This window comes from Pseudomonas sp. H1h (genome assembly GCF_000633255.1).
Taxonomy (GTDB): Bacteria; Pseudomonadota; Gammaproteobacteria; order Pseudomonadales; family Pseudomonadaceae; genus Aquipseudomonas.
On sequence record NZ_AYMJ01000008.1, the window covers coordinates 39,869 to 61,882 of the forward strand.

The window sequence follows — 22,014 nt, forward strand, 5'->3', positions numbered from 1 at the left end:
GTTCTGTTGTCGCGTCGCCGTTAACGTTGGGCGACGGCGGCTGATTCCAGGAGCCGATCTACTTTGATAAACGACTCGTCCTTTGATTGCAGGATCGCCATGATCTCCGGCTGTGTTTCAAACAGTGGGCCGTTCACGGCATGACCAAGCTTGAGCAGGTGATCACCTTCATAGATGTTGCTCTTGAGCAGAAGGTCGAGGTTGTCGGCGATATCGTTCAGACGATCATCATTCGGCTCTTCAAAAGCTGTGTATTCCTCATCCACCCAATACACCCAGCCGAGGCGTGCTTGAACTTGCGCGGCTGCCTCCGGAAGGTTGAAGAGTACTTTGTCACCAGGCCATGTCGATTCTTTGTTGGCTATCCAGGCCAACCATGGACCACGTTGCTCGCCGAAGTTCTTTGGCGCGGGGGAGTAAACGGCGCTCCAGCAGCCCAGTAACTGATCAAAGGTTTTATCAGCGGTGTAGGCCAATGCTGCCCACAGGCTTGGTTTGTGGTAACTCAACAAACTCTGCCCCCCAGAACCGTCGTTAGCTCTGAGGAGCCAGCGTGCGTGAGCCAAGGCTTTTTCCGGGTCATGTGTTGAGATTGCAATTCCCGAAAAGTGTTCCTCACAAAGTTTTGTCGCTTCTGCGGCCAGTTTGCTAGCTCTGGGGGCGAGCAACCACAACGGCCCCTCAGGAATCTCTGCGAAGTCAGTACCGAAGAACAGCCCTTGGGAAACAATGGGTTCACCGACTCGATAGAGCCGGCTCAAGGCTTGCGGCTGGAGGCCCTGATCGATGATGAAGCACAGCGATTCGCTTGCAGCCGGCAGATCCGAGAAGTTGTAGCGAGGCTCTGCCAAGAGAGCGCTCAGCGCTTTTACATGCATGTGCAATCCTTACGGCTGCAAGCGCCGTTACTCTGTTTGCCGCACAACGGTGTGATGCCTGATTCATTGAGACGAGCGGGGAGCGGTGCTTTACCCGCCTTATCCGCATCCGCCACTTTCATCGGCCCCGGCAGCAATGGCGCTGCCGGCGTACCTACGCCCGGTGCGCCGCCAGTGTTGATCTTCACCTCGGCGCCGCTGATGGTCACGCCACCGGCGTCGACCTTGACGAAGCTGCCGCCGGCTTTGGCGGTCAGTTCCATTGCGCCTTCGACCACGACCTTCTGGCCGGCGTAGTAATGGATTTCGCTGCCGGCTTCGACGAATTGCGCTGTGCCCACCTTGAGGTGCTGGGTGACAGCAACGGTCAGGTGATCATCCGCCCGCATTTCACTGACACGATTCAAATGGGTGATGCGGTGCTCTTCGACTTTGAATTCGCTGTAGGCATTGGCCTCAACCGTGTCATGCCGCTCATTGCCCACGCGGATCTTCTGGTCGTGCTCGATGTTCTCGTCCCAGTCGCGCTGAGCGTGGATGTAGATCTGCTCGACGCCCTTTTTGTCTTCGATGCGGAACTCGTTGTAGCCCTTGCCGCCCGGTGAGCTCAGGGTCTTGAAGGTGCTGCGGGTCTTGTTGGCCGGCAGGTCGTAGGGGACGACGTTTTCCTTGTGGTACAGGCAGCCGGTGACGAGTGGCTGGTCGGGATCGCCTTCGAGGAAGGTGACGAGGACTTCCATGCCGATGCGCGGGATGGCGATGCCGCCGTAGGCGGCGCCGGCCCAGCCGCTGGCGACGCGCAGCCAGCAGGTGGTTTTGTCGTCGGCCTGACCGTCGCGGTCCCAGTGGAACTGGACCTTGATGCGGCCGTACTGGTCGCAGTGGATTTCTTCACCTTTAGGGCCGGTGACGACGGCGGTCTGGCTGCCGAGGACTTTGGGTTTCGGGTGTTCAAGGGCAGGGCGGTAGTGCGCGTCCCATGGGGTGGCGAGGAAGCTGTTGCGGTAGCCCTGGTGGAAATCGCTTTTGTTGTCGGTGACGTCGCTGGTGACGTTTTCGCCGAGTACCTGCGGTTGTTTGCCTTCGTGGAAGACTTCCAGCAGCAGCCACAAGTCGTTCCATTCGCCGCGCGGGTGTTCGGCCAGGGTCAGGAAGTGCCCGCTGGTCAGGGTTGGTTCGTCACCTTTGGCTTCGGCGAGTTTGTAGTCGCTGCGATGGCGTTCGAGGGCGCGGGTCGAGAGGAATTTACCGCGCTCGCGGGTGGTGAAGCGGCCGGGGTAATCGTAGTCTTCGAGGTCCGGGGCGAACTCGGACTTGACCGCGCCTTCGGGCAGGATCTTCGGTTTTTCGAAATCGTAATCACGGCGGCTGACGCGGGTGGTGCGGGTTTCCAGGCGCAGGTTGAAGCGTTTGATCACCGGTTTGTCGGCGCTCATGCCGGAGTCTTGCTGGTAGCTCACGGCCTTGAGTTTGCGGAACACCGTCTGATCGTCGCCGAACACCAGTTTGTGGCCGCTGCTGCTGTGCTGGAAATGGAAGTGGATGCCTTCCTCTTCGCACAGGCGCTGGATGAAGTGCAGGTCGGACTCGTCGTACTGCACGCAGTAATCGCGTTGCGGGTACTCGGCGCCAAGCTGGAAGCTGTAGGCGTCGGCCAGAATGCCGCGATCCTCCAGCACTTGGGCGATGATCTTCGGTACGGTGAGATTCTGGAAAATCTGCTGGTCATGGTTGTGCTGCAGATAAGCCAGCTGCGGTACCAGGCTGATGCTGTAACGGGTCAGGGTCTTGCCGGAATCGCCTTGCTCGATGCGGTACACCAGGCCGTGGATCTTGCCTTCGCCGGTGGCGCCGAAAGTCAGTACGCCGGGCTTGTGCAGCAGCTCTTCGAGTTTGAGGTCGGGGCGGGCGCTGACCAGTTCGAGGTCGAAACGGAAAGGCTCGTTGAGGGCTTCGCGACCGGTGAAGCTCAGCACTTGCAGGTCGGCGGAGGCGCCTTCGAGCGTAAGGGTAATGTGGGTAGCGTTGGCGTCCAGCATGCCTTGAATTCCGTCCGTTGAATAAGCAGGTGACGGATGATGGAGGATTAAACCGCCTCGTTCAAGGCGCAAATGCCGTAGGTACGGGCTCCGCGGCGCATGGGGGAAACCCTTAGGCAGGTGGTTTGGCCTAATGAAACCGGGGGCTTCGCAGTCGTGAGCCACTGGTCGACGCTCGGCTTGAGCCCATCTCGGGCTGAAGAATAGCCGGTCAGTTTCAGACTAAAGTCGCCTTCAACCCGTCAAAGCCATCTGCCATCATTGCCCCTCACCCCTGCGTGTCCACTTCTTCCCGGCTCTTTATTGACCCGGGACGGGAGCTATTTTTCTGGCTAACTGCGCCCCGGCGCAAACGCTGTACTGTTGGAGTTTTTCATGCGTCCCCCATTTCCCCTCATCACCCCGCGCCAGTCGTTTGGCTTCGGAGCCGTTGTGCTGTGCGCAGGTTTTGCCGCGCAGGCTCAGGCCAGTGGTTTTCTCGAAGACACCACGGCGAAAATCGAATCGCGCACGGTGTATTTCAACCGCGATTTCCGTGATGGGCACACCGCCAGCGACCAGGGCGCTTCCAAGCGTGAAGAGTCGGCGCAGGGTTTCATTCTCAATCTGCAATCGGGCTACACCGAAGGCACGGTCGGCTTCGGTCTCGATGCGCTGGGCATGCTCGGTTTTCAACTCGATTCCAGCCCCGATCGCAGCAACAGTGGCTTGCTGCCGTCCAGCGGCGAGAACCCGCGCGGCTCCAAGGGCCAGTACGCGAAAATGGGCCTGACCGCCAAGGTCAAGGTCTCGGACACGGTGTTGAAGTACGGTGCGCTGCTGCCGGATCTGCCGCTGCTCAAGTACAACGACGGTCGTCTGCTGCCGACCATGTTCAACGGCGCCATGCTGACCTCCAAAGAGGTCAAGGACCTGACCTTCATGGCGGCGCGCCTGGACAAGTACACCGCGCGCGATTCCACTGATTCGCAAGACATTCGCGTGCACTGCAAGAACAAGCGCTACGCCTGCAACACCACTGCCGACCATTTCGACATGTACGGCTTCGACTACAAGATCAACGATCGCCTGACCGCGCAGTATCACTACGCGGAACTGGAAGACATCTACCGCCAGCACTTCATTGGTTTGCTCGGCAATCAGCCGTTGGGCGACGGTGTGCTGAAGGCCGATCTGCGCGTGATCAAGAGTGCCGACAGCGGCGCCGAGCGAGCCGGTTCGATCGACAACCGTGCGTTGAGCGGCATGCTTTCGTACGGCATCAGCGGCCACACCTTCAGCGCCGGCTGGCAGCGCATGAACGGCGACAATTCGATGCCGTACCTCGATGGCAGCAATCCGTATCTGGTCAACTACGTGCAGGTCAACGACTTCGCGGCGGCGCAGGAGCGCTCCTGGCAACTGCGTTACGACTATGACTTCAAGGCCATCGGCATCAATGGCCTGAGTTTCCTGACCCGCTATGTGAACGGTGACCATATCAAGGTCCCGGGCAGCGATCAGGCAGGCAAAGAGTGGGAACGCGACAGCGAGCTGAAGTACGTGATCCAGACGGGCACGTTCAAGGATGTCAGCCTGCGCCTGCGCAATGCGACTTACCGCACCAACTATGAGAAGTTTGCGCGGGATGTGGATGAGACCCGGTTGATTGTGAGTTACAACTTTTCGCTGTTGTAACCCATAGAACTGTGGCGCCTGATCGATTGCTTTCGCGAGCAGGCTCGCTCCCACGGGGGGACCTTCAGTGGACACAGGCTATGTGTTCGACGCAGATCTCAATGTGGGAGCGAGCCTGCTCGCGAAGGCGTCTTTGCAGTCAGCGCTACAACCAATGCCAGAACCGGCTCCAGAAACCGCGATTCAGGTCTTCCTTGCACCCGGCATACTGCCGCGCATACACGTCGGACCGCGCCTGCACCTTGCGTGCAGTAGGCATCAGCCAGGCCTTGCCGGCGTAGGTCTTGTTGCGGAAACCGCCCCAGCCTTCGTGGTAGTTGAGGTACTGGTTATAGGCGTCGTATTTATACACGCCGTTGATCGAGGTGGTCTTGTCCATGTACCAGCCAACGAAGTCGATAGCGTCGTCGAAGTCTTCGCGGTCGGCACCGTGTCGGCCGGTGCTTTTCTGGTAATCGGACCAGACTTCATCCTTGGCCTGCGCGTATCCCGATGCCGTTGTAACCCGACCCCACGGGATCACCCACAACAGGTATTTGCGTGGCGTCTTGGCGTCGTAACGATAGCCGGACTCTTGATACATGATCGCGAAGGGTACCTGGATCGGGACGCCCCAGCGCTTCTGCGTGACTTGTGCCGCGTCGTACCAATCGCTTTTCTCGCGGAAGATTTCGCAGATGTCTTCAGGCGAGCGGGGCGGCGAGGTGCCGCAGCCGCTGAGTAATCCCGCCAGTATCAAAAGTCCCGCCGTGCGCCCCGAAATCAAACTGTCATCCCCATGCGTGCAAAAAGGGCGACAGTCTACGCGCTCAGTTCAACTGGTGACGATAGGGCAAATCCGGACCGGTCTTGCTGCACGTAAGGGCGGCCGCCTGTACGGCAAACCTGAGCATCGCGTCGATCTGCTCGCGGCTGAGTTGTTGCACACCCTCAACCGAGTCCAGCCCTTGCTCGGTCAGCCAAGTGATCAATGCCGCCTGGAAGGTATCGCCAGCACCGACGGTATCGGCGATCTTCACTGAACACGCTGGCACCGACCACGAACCATGCGCGCGGCTGAACGCGGTCGCGCCTTCACCGCCACGGGTCAGGAACACCACCTGGCAGCGATGCTGCAGCCAGCCTTCGATGACCCGCTGTGGGTCTTGCTCGGGGTACAGCAGGCTCAGGTCTTCATCGCTGACCTTGATCATGTCGGCCAGTTGCACCAGGGCCGCCACGCGCTCGCGCCACAGGTCGATGTTCGGCTCGGGGTTGAGGCGCACGTTAGGGTCGAGGGTGATCAGGCGCTTGCCGCTTTCGCGCTGCACCAGAGTCAACAGGGTGTCGGCAATCGGCTGCACCACCAGCGAGAACGAGCCGATGTGCAGACCGCGCACTTGCGCGCCCAGCTGTGGCAGATGCGCAACACTCAACTGGCGATCAGCGCAGCCTTCACCGCGAAAGCTGTAGTGCGGCGAGCCATTGGCGCCGACCGCGACCATCGCCAGGGTGGTGGGCGCGGCGAAGTCCACCAGGTAGTCCGGGCGCACACCTTCTTCGCGCAGCACTTGCTGCAAACGCCGGCCCAGGTAATCTGTGGACAGCCCGGCAAACAGCGCCGAATCCACACCCAAGCGGCGCAAACCGACGGCGACGTTGAACGGCGAGCCGCCGGCAATCGCCTTGAAATTCACTTTTGAGGCCAGACCGCTGGCATCGTCTTCGCTGAAGAAATCGAACAGGGCTTCGCCACACACCAAATACATAATTGTTTGCTCTTTATAGGGTTGCGACATGCTGTTGATAGCGTTCATAGGCCTGCTGGAACGCCGCGACATTGGCGGCAACCGGCAGGGTTTCGCTGCTCAGATCAAGCTTCACGCAGCGCTCGCACAGGGTCGAAAGGGTGTCTTCGTGGCCGTTCGACCATGACTTGCACCATGCTGCCTGAATCGCGGCGCCAAGGGCTGCAGCTTCGCTTTGTTCGGTGCAGATCACCGGGGTGTTCATGATGTCGGCGACGATCTGCCGCCACACCACGCTGTTGGAGCCGCCGCCGATCAGGCAAATGCTGCGGCTTTGTAAACCATTGTGGCGCAACAGATCCAGTCCATAACGCAAACCGAACGTGGTGCCTTCGACCACGGCGCGACACACGTTGGCCTGGGTCAGGTTGCTCAGGGTCAGGCCGTGCAGGCTGCCGGTGGCATGGGGCAGGGCGGGGACTCGCTCGCCATTGAAGAACGGCAGCATGCTGACGCCTTCGGCGCCGATGGGCGCTTGGGCGACGAGGTCGTTGAACTGTTCGAGATCAAGGTCGAACAGTTCGCGGATCGCACCGGTGGCGTTGGTCAGGTTCATGGTGCAGATCAGCGGCAGCCAGCCTCCGCTGGAGGAGCAGAACGTCGCGACCGAGGCGTCCGGGCTGACCTTCGGTGTCTCGGCGTAGGCATACACCGTGCCGGAGGAGCCGAGGCTCATGGTGATCGCTCCCGGCTGGATGTTGCCGGTGCCGATTGCGCCCATCATGTTGTCGCCACCGCCGCTGGCGACCAATGCATTCGGGTTGAGGCCGAGCTGTTCGGCAATCGCCGGTAGCAGGGTGCCGACCGCCTGATGCGCATCGATCAGCTCCGGCAACGCCGCTTGCAGGCGCCCCGTGGCGTCGATGTCGCGCAATAGTTGCAAGTCCCACTGACGGCTGCGCACGTTGAAATAACCGGTGCCAGAGGCGTCGCCGTACTCGCTGCAGGCGCGGCCGGTGAGCCAGAAGTTCAGATAGTCGTGGGGCAGCAGGATGCGTGCGATTCGCGAGAACAGCGCCGGGTGCTGTTCCTTGGTCCACAGCAGTTTGGACACGGTGTAGCCCGGCGCGATGACCACGCCGAGGCGCTCCAACGAACCTTTTTCGCCGCCCAGGTGTTTGAGCAATCGGTCGTTCTCGTCAGCGGTTTCGGTGTCGCACCACAGCTTGGCCGGGCGCAGCACCTGGCCCTGTTCGTCGAGCAGGACCAGACCGTGTTGCTGGCCTGAGACGCCGATGCCGAGGATCGTCTGACCGTCGACATGGGCCGCGAGCAAGGCGCGGCGAGTGGCGAGCGCAAAGGCGTCCAGCCACTGTTGAGTGTCTTGTTCGCGGCGGCCGTTGGCGCTGCTGATCATCGTGTGCGCAGCGGCGCCCTGGCCGAGCACCTCGCCGCTGATGGCATCGAGGATGATCGCTTTGGTGCCCTGGGTGCCGCAGTCGATGCCGAGGAAGAGTTGTCGGGTTGTCACAGTGAGGTCCTCAGGGTGTCAGGTTTGCCTGGGTGAGGCTGCCATTCGCGAGCAAGCCCGCTCCCACATTGTGAAATTCGTTCTCCTGTGGGAGCGAGCTTGCTCGCGAAGGCGTCAGTCGTCTCAGCGCTGGACTCAGGCCAACACCCGCTCCAACGTGCGCGTCACACCCACCTCGCGCAAACTGTCGCAGCACCACTCGAACGCCGCAACAAACGCCGCCGACCGTGGAATCGCCGTGCCGAAAATCTCTTCCACCGCCAACAAGCGCTGAGTCATCAACGCATCGTCCACCACCAGCCCTTGGCAAAATTCCGCCCTTGGATCGGGAATCGCATAGGTGTCGCCGTTCTCGTCCACGCCTTTGAGGTACAACGCCCAGGCCGCCACCACCAGCGCCGCGCGTTTGGTCTCACGGCCGTCGGCAATCAAGCGATTGATCGTCGGAATAGTGAACTTGGGAAACTTCGACGAGCCGTCCGAGCACACCCGTTCCAGTTGATCGGCAATCGCCTGATTGGAGAAACGCGCCACCAACGTGTCTTTGTAGTCGGTCAGGTCGATGCCTGGCACCGGCGCCAGTTGCGGGGTGACGTCGAGGTCCATGTAGGCGCGCATGTAGCGCACGAACAGCGGGTCGTTCATGGTTTCGTGGACGAAACGATAGCCCTTCAGAAAGCCCAGGTAGGTCAGCGCCAGGTGGCTGCCGTTGAGCAATTTGATCTTCATTTCTTCGTACGGCGAAACGTCATCGGTGAACTGCACGCCGACCTGTTCCCAGGCCGGGCGACCGTTGACGAATTTGTCTTCCAGCACCCACTGCACAAACGGCTCGCAGACCACCGGCCAGGCGTCGTCCACCGCGTGTTTGTCGGCCAGTTGCAGGCGATGCGCGGTGCTGGTCATCGGCGTGATGCGGTCGACCATGGCGTTGGGGAAGCTGACGTTCTGCTCGATCCAGTCACGCAGACCCGCGTTTCGCAGAGTGGCGAAGGCCAGCAGCGCCTTGCGGGTCACTGCGCCGTTGTGCGGCAGGTTATCGCAGGACATGATCGTGAACGCCGGAGTGCCTGCGCCACGGCGCTTTTCCAGCGCTGCGCAGAGAAAGCCGAACACGGTTGTCGGTGTGTCCGGGTGCCTGAGGTCGTGCTGGATTTGCGGCAGGTGCGCCATGAACTCGCCGTTGCTGTCGTCGATGCAGTAACCGCCCTCGGTGATGGTCAGCGAGACGATGCGGATCTGCGGATCGGCGAGTTTGTCGATCAACGCCTGTGCGCCGTCTTCGGCCAGGAGCATGTTGCGAATCGCGCCGATCACGCGGACTTCGGTGTCATCGCTGTCGCCGAGTTCGAACAGGGTGAACAGGTAGTCCTGCTCCTTGAGGTCGTCGCGGGCGCGACGGTCTTCAGCGCGCAGGCCAACCCCGCAAATCGCCCAGTCCAGTGCCTGGCCGGTATTCATCAGCGCATCGGTGTAATACGCCTGATGCGCGCGGTGGAAGCCGCCAACGCCAATGTGCGCGATGCCCTGGCGGGTGTCGCTGAGGCCGTAGGCCGGCAGTTGCACTTCAGGGGCAAGGCGGTGCAGGTTGTGTCTGTTCAGTTTCATCGGGCAAGTCTCGCAATTCAGGCCGCGGCGCGCAGCGGGCGGGTCAGCGCCACGCCGTCAGCGTCGAACAGGTGGCAATGGCTGGCGTCCAGGTGCAGGTTCAGTTGTTCGCCGTAGCGGCTCGCCAGATCCCCGCGCACGCGCATGGTCAAGGCTTCGCCGGCGTTGGTGGTGACGTGGCAGAAGGTGTCGCTGCCCAGCCGTTCGCTGACGTCGGCGGTGACTTGCAGGGTGCAGTCGCCCGGTTGAGCCAGTTCCAGATGTTCCGGGCGAATGCCCAGGGTCACGGCGCTGCCAACGCTAAGGTTTGCCGCGTTGAACGGCAGGGTGATGCGCGTTCCGGCATCCAGCGAGACTTCGCAGCTCTGGCCATCGACACGGGCGATCTGGCCCTTGAGGAAACCCATTTTCGGTGTGCCGAGGAACCCGGCGACGAACAGGTTGGCCGGGTTGTGATAGAGGTCCAGCGGCGAGCCGACCTGTTCGATCTTGCCGCCATTGAGCACCACGACCTTGTCGGCCATGGTCATCGCTTCGACCTGGTCGTGGGTCACGTAGATCATGGTCGCCTGCAGGTCCTTGTGCAGGCGCAGCAGCTCCAGACGCATCTGTACCCGTAACGCGGCGTCGAGGTTGGACAGCGGTTCGTCGAACAGGAAGATCTTCGGGTTGCGCACGATCGCCCGGCCGATGGCGACACGCTGGCGCTGCCCACCGGACAATTGCTTTGGTTTGCGCTCCAGCATCGGCCCGAGTTCGAGAATGCGCGCCGCTTCGCCGACTTTCTTCTCGACTTCGGCTTTCGGCACGCCCGCCAGATCAAGAGCGAACGACATGTTTTTCTTCACGGTCATGTGCGGGTACAGCGCGTAGGTCTGGAACACCATCGCCAGATCGCGCTTGGCCGGGCTGACCTCGGTAATGTCGCGGCCATCGAGTTCGATGGTGCCGCCGCTGACTTCTTCCAGGCCGGCAATCAAGCGCAGCAGGGTAGATTTGCCACAGCCCGATGGACCGACGAAGACCACGAATTCCTTGTCGTTCACCTCAAGGTCGATGCCCTTGATGATGGAGAAACCTTCGAAGCCTTTTTGCAGATTCTTGATTTTCAGGTTGGCCATGAGGGGCCTCCGCTTAAGTTATTTCAATTGCGCCGGGCAGGTTTTTGGTGGGAGCGGGCTTGCTCGCGAAGGGGCCGTGTCAGTCACCAGTATTGTTGGATGACACTCCGTTTTCGCGAGCAAGCCCGCTCCCACAGGGGAGGGTGTTGAATGGGCGATTTTCATTTCACGGCGCCGAAGGAGAGGCCGCGCACCAGCTGTTTCTGGCTGATCCAGCCAAAGATCAGGATGGGCGCGCAGGCCAGGGTCGAGACCGCCGACAACTTGGCCCAGAACAAGCCTTCGGGGCTTGAGTAGGAGGCGATCAGTGCGGTCAGTGGCGCCGCCTTCGAGGAGGTCAGGTTCAGCGACCAGAACGCCTCGTTCCAGCACAGGATCAGCGACAGCAGTACGGTCGAGGCCAAGCCACCCTTGGCGATTGGCAACAGCACGCGAACCATTTCCTGCCACAGGGTGGCGCCGTCCAGGCGTGCGGCTTCGAGGATGTCCTTGGGGATGTCCTTGAAGTAGGTGTAAACCATCCAGACCACGATCGGCAGGTTGATCAGGGTGTAGATCACGATCAGCGCGATGCGTGTATCGAGCAGGCCAAAGCTTTTCGCCAGCAGATAGATCGGCATCAGCACGCCCACCGGCGGCAGCATCTTGGTCGAGAGCATCCACAGCAGCGTACCTTTGGTGCGCTGGGTTTCGTAGAACGCCATCGAGTAGGCGGCGGGCACCGCGATCAGCAGGCACAGCGCCGTAGCGCTGAACGAAATCACCACCGAGTTCCAGGCAAAACTGAAGTAGTCGCTGCGCTCGTTGATGTGCAGGTAATTCTCCAGCGTTGGCGTGAAGATGAACTGCGGCGGCGTGGCGAACGCATCGATTTCGGTCTTGAAACTGGTCATCACCATCCAGAAGATCGGGAAGAAAATGATGATCGCGATAGCCCAGGCCAGGGTGCCGAGCAGCAGGCTTTGCAGCCGGCGGGATTGTTGAAGAGTCATGGCGGGCCTCAGGCTTTGTCAGTCAGGTTTTTGCCGATCATCCGCACCAGAATGATCGCGGCGATGTTGGCGATGACCACGGCTATCAGGCCACCGGCCGAGGCCATGCCGACGTCGAACTGCACCAGCGCCTGGTTGTAGATCAGGTAGGCGAGGTTGGTCGAGGCGTAACCGGGGCCGCCGTTGGTGGTGGTGAAAATCTCGGCGAACACCGACAGCAGGAAGATCGTTTCGATCATCACCACCACGGCAATTGGCCGCGCCAGGTGCGGCAGGGTCAGGTGCCAGAAGATCGCGACGGGGCCGGCGCCGTCCAGGCGGGCGGCTTCTTTCTGTTCCTGATCGAGGGACTGCATGGCGGTCATCAGGATCAGGATCGCGAAGGGCAGCCATTGCCACGAGACAATGATGATGATCGACAGCAGCGGGTAATGCGCGAGCCAGTCCACCGGCTCGGCGCCGAACAGCCGCCAGACGTAGGCGAGGATTCCCGAGACCGGATGGAAAATCAGGTTCTTCCAGATCAACGCTCCCACCGTGGGCATGATGAAGAACGGCGAGATCAGCATCACCCGCACGATGCCGCGGCCGAGAAACTCACTGGCCTCAAGCAACGCACTGATCAGCACGCCGAACACCACGCTGATCAGCAGTACGCTGCCGACCAGCAGCAAGGTGTTGGTGGCGCCGGGCAGGAAGCCGGAGTCGGTGAGGAAGTAGGTGAAATTCTCCAGCCCGACGAATTCGTTCACCCCCGGATCGAGCAGGTTGTAGCGAATCATCGAGAAGTAGATGGTCATGCCCAGCGGTACGATCATCCACAGCAGCAACAGGGCCACCGAAGGGCTGACCAGAAACCAGCCCGGGTTGGCCACACGGCTTTTGCGCTGGGGCCGGGACAGGTCGATGTGGGCTTTGGCAGTTGAAGTATTCATGGCAATCACAACCGAGTCATGCGGACCTATGGAGATCCCCTGTGGGCGCGGGCTTGCTCGCGAAAGTGGTGGATCAGTGTCATGTGTATTGGCTGACACGACGCCTTCGCGAGCAAGCCCGCTCCCACAGAAGTCAGGAGCGAGCTTTGCGGGTTACTTGGGATAACCGGCGCGTTTCATCTCGCGTTCGGTGGTTTGCTGTGCGGCAGCCAGGGCTTGATCGACTGTGGTCTGGCCGATCAGCGCCGCCGAGAACAGCTTGCCGACCTGGGTACCCACGCCCTGGAACTCGGGAATGGTCACCAGTTGAATGCCGATGTAAGGCACCGGTTTCAGCGTCGGCTTGCTCGGGTCGGCCGCTTTCAGCGATTCCAGCGTGACCTTGGCGAACGGCGCGGCCGTCATGTAGGCATCGCTGTAGGTCGAGGAGCGAGTGCCTGGTGGCACGTTGGCGATGCCGTCAGTCTTGGCCACCAGTGCGCCGTATTCTCTGGACGTGGCCCAGGCGCTGAATTCTTTCGCGGCGTCTTTGGCTTTGGAGCTGGTCGGAATCGCCAAAGCCCACGAATACAGCCACGCTGAACCTTTATCGGTGACCTGATGGGGTGCAAAAGTGAAGCCGACATGATCGGCGACCTTGCTCTGGGTCTTGTCGGTCACGAACGAACCGGCGACGCTGGCGTCGACCCAGATTGCACACTTGCCGCTGTTGAACAGGGCGAGGTTTTCATTGAAACCGTTGCTCGATGCGCCCGGCGGGCCGGATTTCTTCATGGTGTCGACGTAGAAGTTCAGCGCGTTTTTCCATTCGGGTCCGTTGAATTCCGGCTGCCATTTCTCATCGAACCAGCGCGCGCCATAGGCGTTGGCGACGGTGGTGATCAGCGCCATGTTTTCGCCCCAACCGGCCTTGCCGCGCAGGCAGATGCCGTACTGCTCTTTATCCTTGTCAGTGAGCTTCTCGGCGAACCCGGCGATCTGCTCCCACGTCGGGCGCTCGGGCATGGTCAGCCCGGCATCCTTGAACAGGTCGGTGCGGTAGTAGGTGATCGAGCTTTCGGCGTAGAACGGCAACGCATACAGCGAGCCCTTGACCGAGAGGCCTTCGCGCACCGACGGGAAGACATCATCAAGCGCGTAGCTGGCCGGCAGATCCTTCATCGGTTCCAGCCAGCCCTTGGCACCCCAGAGTGCCGCTTCGTACATGCCGATGGTCAACACGTCGAATTGACCGCCCTGGGTGGCGATATCGGTGGTCAGGCGCTGACGCAGGACGTTTTCTTCCAGCACCACCCAATTGAGCTTGATGTCCGGATGCTCGGTCTCGAAGGTTTTCGAGAGCTTTTGCATGCGGATCATGTCGCTGTTGTTGACGGTGGCGATGGTCAGGGTCTGGGCGCCAAGGCTGACGCTGCTGAGGGTCATGCAGGTGAGGGCAAGCAGAGCTTTTGCAGTGGGTTGCATCGTGCACTCCTTTTCTGCACCCGGCGGGTGGCAGAAGGACAGTTATTGTTTTTGTGTCTTCCGAATGCAGGAAGAATGTGTGCTGATTACAGCCCTCAATCGACAGACTGACAAATCATCCGTCGCACTCAAATCAATACTTTTTTGCACTGGGGATTGCTGGGGTTAACGCAGGGAAGGGCTTTTCAGCGGGGAAAGGTTGGCGAATGTGTACAGGTTTCATCCAAGACTGTAGGAGTGAGCCTGCTCGCGAAGGCGGAGGATCAGTTGGCAAATATGTCGCTGACACACCGTATTCGCGAGCAGGCTCACTCCTACAGGGAGGGGGCTGTTGTCAGTTGTGGTTCTGTTCGGTCAGGCGTTGTACGGCGAGGCGCCGATAGTGTGACGGCGTCATGCCCTTGAGCTGCTGAAAACGTCGATTGAAATTGGAAATGTTGTTGAACCCCGACTCGAAGCACACGTCGGTCACCGGTTTGTCGCCATCGGCCAACAGTTCACAGGATTTGCTGATGCGCAGGCGATTGACGAACTCGATGAAGTTACGTCCAGTGGCCTGCTTGAACACGCGACTGAAATAGGTCGGCTTCATCCCCAGATGCTCGGCGACTTCTTCCAGCGTCAACTCGCGGGCGTAGTGAGTGAAGATGAAGTCGACGGCGCGGTTGGTGCGGTCAATGTTGTGTTCGTCGGCCAGTTGCGTATTGGTAGCGCCGGACAGCAGTTGATAGTCGTCAGTCGCCGCCAGCAGTTCCATCAGGATGAAAAAGTGCCCCAGGCGGGTGATGCCGCGGGTGTCGGCAATTTGCTGCATCAGGGCCGTGGCCTGACGGATTGTGTCTTTGTCACGAAACTCGATCCCGTACTGCGCGCGCTCCAACAGTGGCGTCAGGCTCTTGAGTTCGGCAAACACCTGATGACCGCTGTCGAACAACTCGTCGGTGAAGTTCACCAGCATGTCGCGCTTTTCCACCACCTCGTCTTCGGCCACCTGGCTGATCCAGTTGTGCGGCAGATTGGGGCCGGTAAGAAACAGCGTTTGCGGATAGAAGTTGCCGATGTAATCGCCGATGAACACTTTGCCGGAGCTGGCGACAATCAGGTGCAACTCGTATTCCTTATGGAAATGCCAGCGCACCAGCGGGCATGGGAAACCGTGCTGACGGTAGATGATGGACAACCCGTTATGGTCGTCCATCAGCTCGTAGGAGGGGTCCGTGATTCTGGTTGCCCGAGTCATGTCCGCTGCGTTCTGTTGTTATGTCGGGTGTTCATCATGCACGCCCGCCACCGACAGTTCCAGCGCCTCAGCCGCGGGCTTTCCTCAGCCCTTTGGCGTGGTTGATCTGCTGGCAATAGTCGGGCAGCCGAGTGGCACCGACAAAGTCGGCATTGATAATGCTGCACTTCGGTGCCCATCCCGATTCCGGGCCAAACCATTGATTGAGTTCGTTGGTGATGCGCTTGACGCCGGCCAGCTCGCCGTAGCTGGTCGCCGATAATGACCAGAGGCTGCCGGTTGCCCGAGGTTTGGCCAGGGTTCGCGTGATGTGTTGTTGCAGTTGCTCGGGAGAAGTGATGTCTGTGCCGCTCCATTCGTGGCGGATCTTCGGCCAGTACAGCGGCGAATTGAACTTGGGATGCCCATCACTTGCCAGCACCACTCGCTGTAACGGACTGGCTCTTTTAAGTTGCTCAAGGGTCAGGTGACGGTTGTGTTCGGGGATTAGCCGCGGCGCCAGTTCAGTCATGATGACTTCATGGAAACCCTTGTAGTCAAAGGGTTGATCGTCGACACCCTTGAGTTCATGAATGTCGAGGATGATGAACTCGTCTCGATGTTCATTGAGGAATACGTCCAGGCTTCTGAACAACTCACTGAGGGCGCGCCCGCGGAACAGTTTAAGACCATGGAAGGTATGGAATTTTTTTATCCCCAGCCAATGTTCATCCGAGTGCAGGCGCAAGTCGAAAGCGCGGATGCCTTCGCTGAGTTGCTGAATGAAAGGACCCTCCTGACAAACAAACCAGTGAGTGGCGGGCTGGAGGTAGGCGGGATAGGAAAAATCGTGATCCAGCCCGGAGTTATGGGCTCCGGGCCAGACCACTTCGCCGATTGTCAGTTGGCTGATAGCCGGCGAAGTTGTCATCCAGTTTTTGTAAGGGTAGTTATTCATGGCGCATTCCGTTGCAGATAAGTTGAGTTGTCACTGATCAGTTAAATAATGAGATCAGATCGAAAACATTCTTGGCTGCAGTCGGATCAAGTACAAGGCAATACTGTTTTCAACGTATTGGCAATGTACGATTGCAATTATAAATAATTAGTTTGTCTGGTTTTTCGCTTCGATCCATTGCGACATGTACTGCGTGCTTTTATGCAAGTGATGGCGCAACATGCCGCCGGTAAAGTTGTTGCGTCGCAACGCTGACAAGTTGTCGCGGCAATCCTGTAAACGTTCGATCAATGCCGGCCCATGGACGCGTTGCCGGTATCGCTCGTTTAACAAAGTGACGCCGGCCTGTTGCGCACCCGTCCAGCGCAACTTGTCTTCGTGCAGTTTGACTGCCGCATCGGCCAGCGCCTGCGCGGACAGTGCCACGTCACCGGGCCATGGTAGCGCTCCGCTCATGCCTTCTGCGCCGATGGGCGTGGTGACGTTGGGGGTACCACAGAGCATGGCGTCGACGATTTTGCCCTTGATCCCCGCGCCGAAACGCAAGGGCGCCAGGCAAACCCGAGCCTGCGACATCACTTGCAGCGCATCTTCAGCCCAGTTCATCACGTGAAAGCCCTGCGCCGCATTGTGCAAGGCGGTGGCCTTGGGGGGCGTGTAGGCGCCGTAGACATGCAGTTGGGCACCGGGCAATTGCTGACGGATAAGCGGCCAGACAGCAGTCTTCATCCACAGCACCGCGTCCCAGTTCGGCGCGTGGCGGAAATTGCCGATGCTCAGAAAGTGCGCCCGGTCCTCGAATGGCACAAAGGTGCCACGCGGCGGTTCGAGCATCAGCGGGCACCAGTGCAGCAGATCGCGGGGCATCCGGAACTGCTCGATCAATAGCTGGATTTCCACTTCGGAAATCATCAGGTTGAGGTCGCAACGATATAGCGCAGCGATTTCCCGCTTGGCCAGGTCGGTGTCGGCCATCAACGCGAACTCTTCACCTAGCGCCGGGGCGAACAGCGCCGTGAAGTCCTGATTGTCCGGATCGTCCTTCAACCGCTCCTTGAGCCGCTGGTGACGGGCGTGTCGCAGGCTTTGCAGGTCGGATGTCTCCAATACCCGCAAAGCGTTCGGGCAATGTTTCTCAACGCGCCAGCCGAACTGTTCTTCCATCATGAACTGATCGAACAAGACGATATCCGGGGCCAGTTCACTGACGAAAGCGTCGAAGCTGCTGCTGTTGAGTTCTATCGGCACTTCGCGGATGCCCAACTCGGCCAGGTCGGCCTTGTGTTCGCCGGGGCCGGCCGGGCTGCTGAAGGTGATGTCCCAGCCTTGCTGCAGGAAGGTTTCGAGGATCTGCATCACATGCCCGCTGGCGGCCGAGGACTTGGGTTCCGGCCACACGTAGCCGATGACCAGAACTTTGGTGGCAGGGAGCTGACTCATGATGTGGATCCTTGATGCGCGGGCGCGGGGCCTGGAAAAAAGCGCAATTAAACCACACCGCTTGCCGGTGCCGCGCAAGGATCGCGGCACCGACAATGGGTCAAACAGGGTTGAGGTGCACCAGCACCTCCCAGCCGATGCGCTGGCTGGTTTTTTGTTCGATTGCCTTTTTCATCGCTGTGATGTTCTGTAAATACATGTCCTTGTCATGGGTCAGTTGGTTGAGCAATGAGGTGGTCAGCATGAATGACTCGGCATTGTCGAAAGGGCTCGCCGGTTGGAGCGTGTCGAGGTCTTTGATATGTCCCGCTGCCAAGTCGAGCAACTCTCTGACATCCAGCCGTTGATAGTTGCCCTGGCGACCGGATGCCGGGGTACGGGCGTAGGCATGGTCAATGGTGTCGGGCGCTCCGTGAAAAAGCTCATGTATCAGATCGTCCGCCAGCACATCGTGACTGTAACCCTCTTCTCGGAACTGGCTGTGGAACTCGTCCGTATAGATATTCATGAATTTTTTCTTGCTCGCTTCACCCGGCGGTAAAGCCACCCACTCTTTGTAGTAAATCTGATTCAGTGAGGCGAGGGACGATCCTTTGGCCTTGGCGATGGAAAAATTATCGGGCGTGACCTTCGAAAAATCACTTTTGACGTTTTGAAGATGACCGAGAAGTCTGGCTCTGGCGTTTGCCGAATTATCGCCCATGAGCAGTTTCACCGCGTGGCCCGAATCTGTTGTAAAGCTCGGATCCGTCAGCGCTCGGATTGCAGTGTCAATTTTGTTTCGGGAAACCGGCAGAGCGTCCTTGAGCAGCTTCCGGGTGTAGCTGGCCGGCATCAACTTATCCAGGTTGAACAGGTGCCATAGCTTGTGCGGCTTGAAGTGGTGGAGCCTCGGCCCCCAAGGTTTACCCTGGCGACTGAGTGCATACCATTGTCCGTTGTGGCGAATGCCCCAGATGCTGAAAAGGTCTGCCGAGGCAGGCGTCTGACGCCATTTGCCAAGCCGAACCAGTTCAGGATCGACCACCGTGCGCAGGCCACCATACGGTGCGCTCCCGGTCAGTTTGCGCAAATCAGAAACAGCGGTTAACAGTGTGGTGTTGTGGTGAAAACGGTGGACGCCCCGATAAAGCAGCTTGGCACCCCCCCGCAGTAAATCAGGCACGCCGTCAGCGGGATTGAACAAGCCGTTGAGCAACAATATGCCCGCTTTCGCCATACGGGCGGCCTTTGCAGCAGTCGTTCCAGCCTTTGCGGCAATCAGCGCGATTCTGGCCACCACCCCGACTACCAGCAGGACGGTCATGGCGGCCTCGATCACACACATTCCCAGGCCTTCGCGTCGACGATCCGGATCGTCCGAGCTGAGGTCTTCAATGCAGGATTTGAAAGGCACGATGATGTTGAGAAACGTGTCGAATTGCTCTTCGCGGTCCTGGCGGCGTTTCTCGAGGCGGGTTTGTCCCCAGCACTCCTTGACCAGTTCATCGTAGGTGGCGATGGGCCGATGTTTCAGCACAAGGTTGGCCAGCCGATCAAACTCACCGGCGTAGAAGCACTCGTAGTAGCCTGTGTTTTTGAGGCCTGCCGAGCCAGTAACGGCGGGAAGCACCGCGAGTTTTTCAATGACCCCCCAACTGGACGAGATCAGGCCTGGGGTTACACCGTGGGTATAGCATTCCAGATTGGTGGGCAGTTGATAAACGGGCTGCGGCGTAAAATTGCGCGTCATGCTGTCGAAAAAATGCTCACGCGCTGGCAGTTTTAAAAGACCTTTGTCCTTGATCAGCTCAGCCAGTTGCGGGTTTTCCCGGCATTCCCCGTGCAACGTGAACAACTCGTAGCAATAAAGCCGGTTTTCGTACTCGCTGCACATCACCACGCCGTAGCGCCCTGTTGCGGTGTCCTTTGCTTTCTGGTTTTCAAGGAAAATCAGGTCACGCAGATCGCCGGGCGGGGCGATGATCGTCCCTATGAGGTCCGGCAGCCCGGGGGAGGCGACTGATGGACGTAAGGTAAAACAACTCACTTTGCCCCGCAGCAGGCGTGTGCGATCAACCAGCGGCAATGACGACAGCGTCAGTTTCAACTGCGTAGCCATTGAGTCGGTGTAAGTGACATAAGCTCGGTTGAACTGCAGATGAAAGACCTCATCCGGTGGTGCGAGGCGTGATTGCAGGTGCGTAAATTGTGCGTAGACACTGTCTGCGCGTTTCAAGTCCCAGTCGCCAGCCGCCAGGTCGTTGGACATATGCAGGTCAACCAGAGACATCGCCAATGGTTCGGCATTGACGTCCTGATAGGCAAAGTTTCTTTTTTGATAGAGCACGTCCTCGTCCAGATAATCACAATCCGGCGCGGCAAACGCCAGGATGCTCCGCGCAACGGCTTTGCGCGTTGGCAGTGGCACGGACAAGGCTTGCGCCGTTTCAGCCGCCTGTTGCGAGTGGCGTTTGTAGGCGGCCAACGCGGTTTCCAGGGCCTGATTGATGGACGCGTTGACTTCCTCCATCGTGACAATGCTGTTGAGTAACGCCCAGTCGATAATCGGGTCCACTGCGGCCAGTGCATTGAGGGTCTGTTGCGGTTCGCTGACCGCATCGTACTTCATCAATTGCTGGAGCCGGGCATACGTCAGGGTGCGCGAAGAGCCTGGGGCGTTGATCTCGACGACGGACACGGCGCGGCAGAAATCCACCCACTGCGGTGTACCCAGTAACAGGTCGGCAGGCAGATCCCGCACCAGAAACTCCGGTGTCGAGCCTGCGAGCAGCAAGTGCCCGGCCAGCGCCACGTTCTGCTCAGAGACGCGATGGTGTCTGACCAGATGCTTTTCCAACCTGGTCTGGACGGAGGCAAAGGATTGTTCGATATGGTCGGCCGAGTAGAGATTGAAGCCCAGAACATGGTTGCGCGGTTCCGGCGCTTCGATGCTCGGGTGCAGATCCAGCAGCACTGCCGTCAACAGCACCTGATGCAGTTGCTCATCGGCTATCGGCTCATTCTCATGGGCGCCGTACCAGTCCAGATCCTTGATGTACCCCCTGGCCCAGATAACGCCGATCGGACTCGAGACGATCTGGTGCAGAACATCATTCGCTTCTGTGCGCTGAAAGGGGAAGTGGCGCCCGCCGACCACGGCGCCCGACAGCATCTCCAACAAGGACTCACCACCCGTGTAGCGTTTGGTCAATGCCCGGATCTGCGAACACTGTTCCGGGTTCAACAGGGCCGTACTGTCGGCGGTTGCCAAGAGCATTTCCCGGTAATTACCGCTCGGCGGACTTGCCGGATATTCAAGTTGCAGGAAGCCAAGAAGCGTTTGGGCATCTGCAGCGGTCTGCGGAATGCTGTAACGATGAAACTTCAACCATTGCACCAGTTCGATGCGATCACTCGAAGTAATCGTACCGCCGGTCAAAGTTGCCATCTCGATCAATACGACAGCGTCCTCAATCAAATCGGCGTTGGGCAGGGCCGTATGGCTGAAACTTTGACGACGCCCTGCAGTTTCAATAATGATTTCGCCTTGCCCGGTCATGTGTAGTACCGAGTGGCCGGTCAGCCTGAGTTTGGCCAGAAATGCCTGGAAGTCGGGGTTTTTTTTCAAACTTTTTCAGGCTGGCGATACCCGGCTGGAGCGCTTGCTCAAGTGACGAGCCGGATTCAAGCGTGAGGCTCGTGCCCTCAAGGTTTAACGAGTCTTGAGGCGCTATGTGGGCCGTGCGTTGCTGTAATTTGTAAATGACTTCCAGGCGTTCGCGATGGTCGCCGGTATGGCTTTTATCTTCGTAAGGAATGGCCGTAAACGGCCGGGACAGCAACCTGTGAAAGTTGTTTTTTAAGTTCGCATCACTCATATCAAATCCATTTGAGGCTAGGTTTAAAGTGATGCGAATCTAGGTGAGGTGTTTTTAAACGACAACGTATAGAGTGTGTGGGGCTGTTGCTCTTGTGGCCAAGTTGTCACTGCGCAGTGAAGCTTGAAGTTGTGGTGGATGGGCGCTGTTGCGTTACAGCGATTATTAGTTGCCCAGAACCTGTTTTACTTTGTCACGTAGTTGATCAATGGAAAACGGCTTGCCAATGACGTGCATGTCGGCAGGCACATCAATATTTTCGGCATAACCGCTGGCAAACAGAATGGGCAGGGTGGGTCGCAGTGCCCGCGCCTGATTCGCCAGTTCACGACCATCAATGTCCGGCAGGCCGAAATCGGTCATCATCAAATCGATCGTGTGGCTTTCGTCTCTGAGCGTCTCAAGCGCCTGCTCGCCGTCGGCCGCCTCCAGCACAGTGAATTCCAGCTCCTCCAGCACATCGACGATGAGCATGCGCACGATGTCGTCGTCTTCTACTACAAGGATGGTGGGGGCTGGGGTGGACATAGTGAAAGCTCTCAAGAAGTGAATTCGGGGACGGCGA

General features: G+C 59.1%; 17 protein-coding genes. 1 reads left to right on the forward strand and 16 read right to left on the reverse strand.

The window, feature by feature from the left end:
- Positions 1–20: 20 nt before the first annotated feature.
- A complete protein-coding gene (locus U862_RS0106245; protein ID WP_025109581.1) occupies positions 21–878 on the reverse strand; it encodes a DUF4123 domain-containing protein in 858 nt (285 codons plus the stop codon).
- Positions 869–2,917, reverse strand: a complete 2,049-nt coding sequence (locus tag U862_RS0106250) for a type VI secretion system tip protein VgrG (protein WP_025109582.1) — start codon at positions 2,915–2,917, stop codon at positions 869–871. Before U862_RS0106250 ends, U862_RS0106245 begins: the two co-directional genes overlap by 10 nt.
- Before the next feature lie 375 nt (positions 2,918–3,292).
- Between U862_RS0106250 and U862_RS0106255 the strand changes: the two genes are divergently transcribed.
- Positions 3,293–4,594: an OprD family porin gene (locus U862_RS0106255; protein ID WP_025109583.1), complete on the forward strand. Its 1,302-nt coding sequence runs from the start codon at positions 3,293–3,295 to the stop codon at positions 4,592–4,594.
- 145 nt (positions 4,595–4,739) lie between these two features.
- On the opposite strand, the gene U862_RS0106260 is transcribed toward U862_RS0106255, so the two are convergent.
- The 14 genes from U862_RS0106260 to U862_RS0106320 form a co-directional block, all read right to left on the reverse strand.
- On the reverse strand, positions 4,740–5,360 hold the full coding sequence (locus U862_RS0106260; protein ID WP_025109584.1) for a hypothetical protein: 621 nt from the start codon (positions 5,358–5,360) through the stop codon (positions 4,740–4,742).
- A gap of 43 nt (positions 5,361–5,403) precedes the next feature.
- Positions 5,404–6,342 (reverse strand): carbohydrate kinase, encoded by a 939-nt coding sequence (locus U862_RS0106265; protein WP_025109585.1) that lies wholly within the window; start codon positions 6,340–6,342, stop codon positions 5,404–5,406.
- A gap of 13 nt (positions 6,343–6,355) precedes the next feature.
- Positions 6,356–7,852, reverse strand: a complete 1,497-nt coding sequence (gene xylB, locus U862_RS0106270; RefSeq protein ID WP_025109586.1) for a xylulokinase — start codon at positions 7,850–7,852, stop codon at positions 6,356–6,358.
- Between the two features lie 135 nt (positions 7,853–7,987).
- Positions 7,988–9,460, reverse strand: a complete 1,473-nt coding sequence (locus tag U862_RS0106275) for a mannitol dehydrogenase family protein (RefSeq protein WP_025109587.1) — start codon at positions 9,458–9,460, stop codon at positions 7,988–7,990.
- A 17-nt stretch (positions 9,461–9,477) separates the two neighbouring features.
- Complete coding sequence (locus tag U862_RS0106280) at positions 9,478–10,581, reverse strand: ABC transporter ATP-binding protein (protein WP_025109588.1); 1,104 nt, start codon at positions 10,579–10,581, stop codon at positions 9,478–9,480.
- A 161-nt stretch (positions 10,582–10,742) separates the two neighbouring features.
- Entirely contained in the window at positions 10,743–11,573 is an 831-nt protein-coding gene (locus U862_RS0106285; protein ID WP_025109589.1) for a carbohydrate ABC transporter permease, read from the reverse strand.
- Between the two features lie 8 nt (positions 11,574–11,581).
- Positions 11,582–12,508: a carbohydrate ABC transporter permease gene (locus U862_RS0106290; protein WP_025109590.1), complete on the reverse strand. Its 927-nt coding sequence runs from the start codon at positions 12,506–12,508 to the stop codon at positions 11,582–11,584.
- Between the two features lie 153 nt (positions 12,509–12,661).
- The gene (locus U862_RS0106295; protein WP_025109591.1) at positions 12,662–13,972 is read right to left on the reverse strand and encodes a sugar ABC transporter substrate-binding protein; all 1,311 of its coding nucleotides are present in this window, start codon (positions 13,970–13,972) and stop codon (positions 12,662–12,664) included.
- Between the two features lie 334 nt (positions 13,973–14,306).
- Positions 14,307–15,212, reverse strand: a complete 906-nt coding sequence (locus U862_RS0106300; protein ID WP_025109592.1) for an AraC family transcriptional regulator — start codon at positions 15,210–15,212, stop codon at positions 14,307–14,309.
- Positions 15,213–15,279: 67 nt separating this feature from the next.
- Complete coding sequence (locus U862_RS0106305; protein ID WP_025109593.1) at positions 15,280–16,149, reverse strand: phospholipase; 870 nt, start codon at positions 16,147–16,149, stop codon at positions 15,280–15,282.
- 147 nt (positions 16,150–16,296) lie between these two features.
- Positions 16,297–17,589 (reverse strand): glycosyltransferase, encoded by a 1,293-nt coding sequence (locus U862_RS0106310; RefSeq protein WP_025109594.1) that lies wholly within the window; start codon positions 17,587–17,589, stop codon positions 16,297–16,299.
- 100 nt (positions 17,590–17,689) lie between these two features.
- Positions 17,690–21,130, reverse strand: coding sequence for a hypothetical protein (locus tag U862_RS0106315; RefSeq protein WP_157836054.1), 3,441 nt, complete (start codon positions 21,128–21,130; stop codon positions 17,690–17,692).
- The gene (locus U862_RS30755; protein WP_157836055.1) at positions 21,102–21,449 is read right to left on the reverse strand and encodes a hypothetical protein; all 348 of its coding nucleotides are present in this window, start codon (positions 21,447–21,449) and stop codon (positions 21,102–21,104) included. Before U862_RS30755 ends, U862_RS0106315 begins: the two co-directional genes overlap by 29 nt.
- A 165-nt stretch (positions 21,450–21,614) precedes the next feature.
- Positions 21,615–21,977, reverse strand: a complete 363-nt coding sequence (locus U862_RS0106320; protein WP_025109596.1) for a response regulator — start codon at positions 21,975–21,977, stop codon at positions 21,615–21,617.
- Between the last annotated feature and the right edge of the window lie 37 nt (positions 21,978–22,014).

Excerpts from the sequence above, each read along its gene's own strand:
- U862_RS0106245 (WP_025109581.1), bottom strand. The coding sequence starts at position 878 with ATGCATGTAAAAGCGCTGAGCGCTCTCTTGGCAGAGCCTCGCTACAAC.
- U862_RS0106250 (WP_025109582.1), bottom strand. The coding sequence starts at position 2,917 with ATGCTGGACGCCAACGCTACCCACATTACCCTTACGCTCGAAGGCGCC.
- U862_RS0106255 (WP_025109583.1), top strand. The coding sequence starts at position 3,293 with ATGCGTCCCCCATTTCCCCTCATCACCCCGCGCCAGTCGTTTGGCTTC.
- U862_RS0106265 (WP_025109585.1), bottom strand. The coding sequence starts at position 6,342 with ATGTATTTGGTGTGTGGCGAAGCCCTGTTCGATTTCTTCAGCGAAGAC.
- U862_RS0106275 (WP_025109587.1), bottom strand. The coding sequence starts at position 9,460 with ATGAAACTGAACAGACACAACCTGCACCGCCTTGCCCCTGAAGTGCAA.
- U862_RS0106280 (WP_025109588.1), bottom strand. The coding sequence starts at position 10,581 with ATGGCCAACCTGAAAATCAAGAATCTGCAAAAAGGCTTCGAAGGTTTC.
- U862_RS0106285 (WP_025109589.1), bottom strand. The coding sequence starts at position 11,573 with ATGACTCTTCAACAATCCCGCCGGCTGCAAAGCCTGCTGCTCGGCACC.
- U862_RS0106290 (WP_025109590.1), bottom strand. The coding sequence starts at position 12,508 with ATGAATACTTCAACTGCCAAAGCCCACATCGACCTGTCCCGGCCCCAG.
- U862_RS0106295 (WP_025109591.1), bottom strand. The coding sequence starts at position 13,972 with ATGCAACCCACTGCAAAAGCTCTGCTTGCCCTCACCTGCATGACCCTC.
- U862_RS0106300 (WP_025109592.1), bottom strand. The coding sequence starts at position 15,212 with ATGACTCGGGCAACCAGAATCACGGACCCCTCCTACGAGCTGATGGAC.
- U862_RS0106305 (WP_025109593.1), bottom strand. The coding sequence starts at position 16,149 with ATGAATAACTACCCTTACAAAAACTGGATGACAACTTCGCCGGCTATC.
- U862_RS0106310 (WP_025109594.1), bottom strand. The coding sequence starts at position 17,589 with ATGAGTCAGCTCCCTGCCACCAAAGTTCTGGTCATCGGCTACGTGTGG.
- U862_RS0106315 (WP_157836054.1), bottom strand. The coding sequence starts at position 21,130 with ATGACCGGGCAAGGCGAAATCATTATTGAAACTGCAGGGCGTCGTCAA.
- U862_RS30755 (WP_157836055.1), bottom strand. The coding sequence starts at position 21,449 with ATGAGTGATGCGAACTTAAAAAACAACTTTCACAGGTTGCTGTCCCGG.
- U862_RS0106320 (WP_025109596.1), bottom strand. The coding sequence starts at position 21,977 with ATGTCCACCCCAGCCCCCACCATCCTTGTAGTAGAAGACGACGACATC.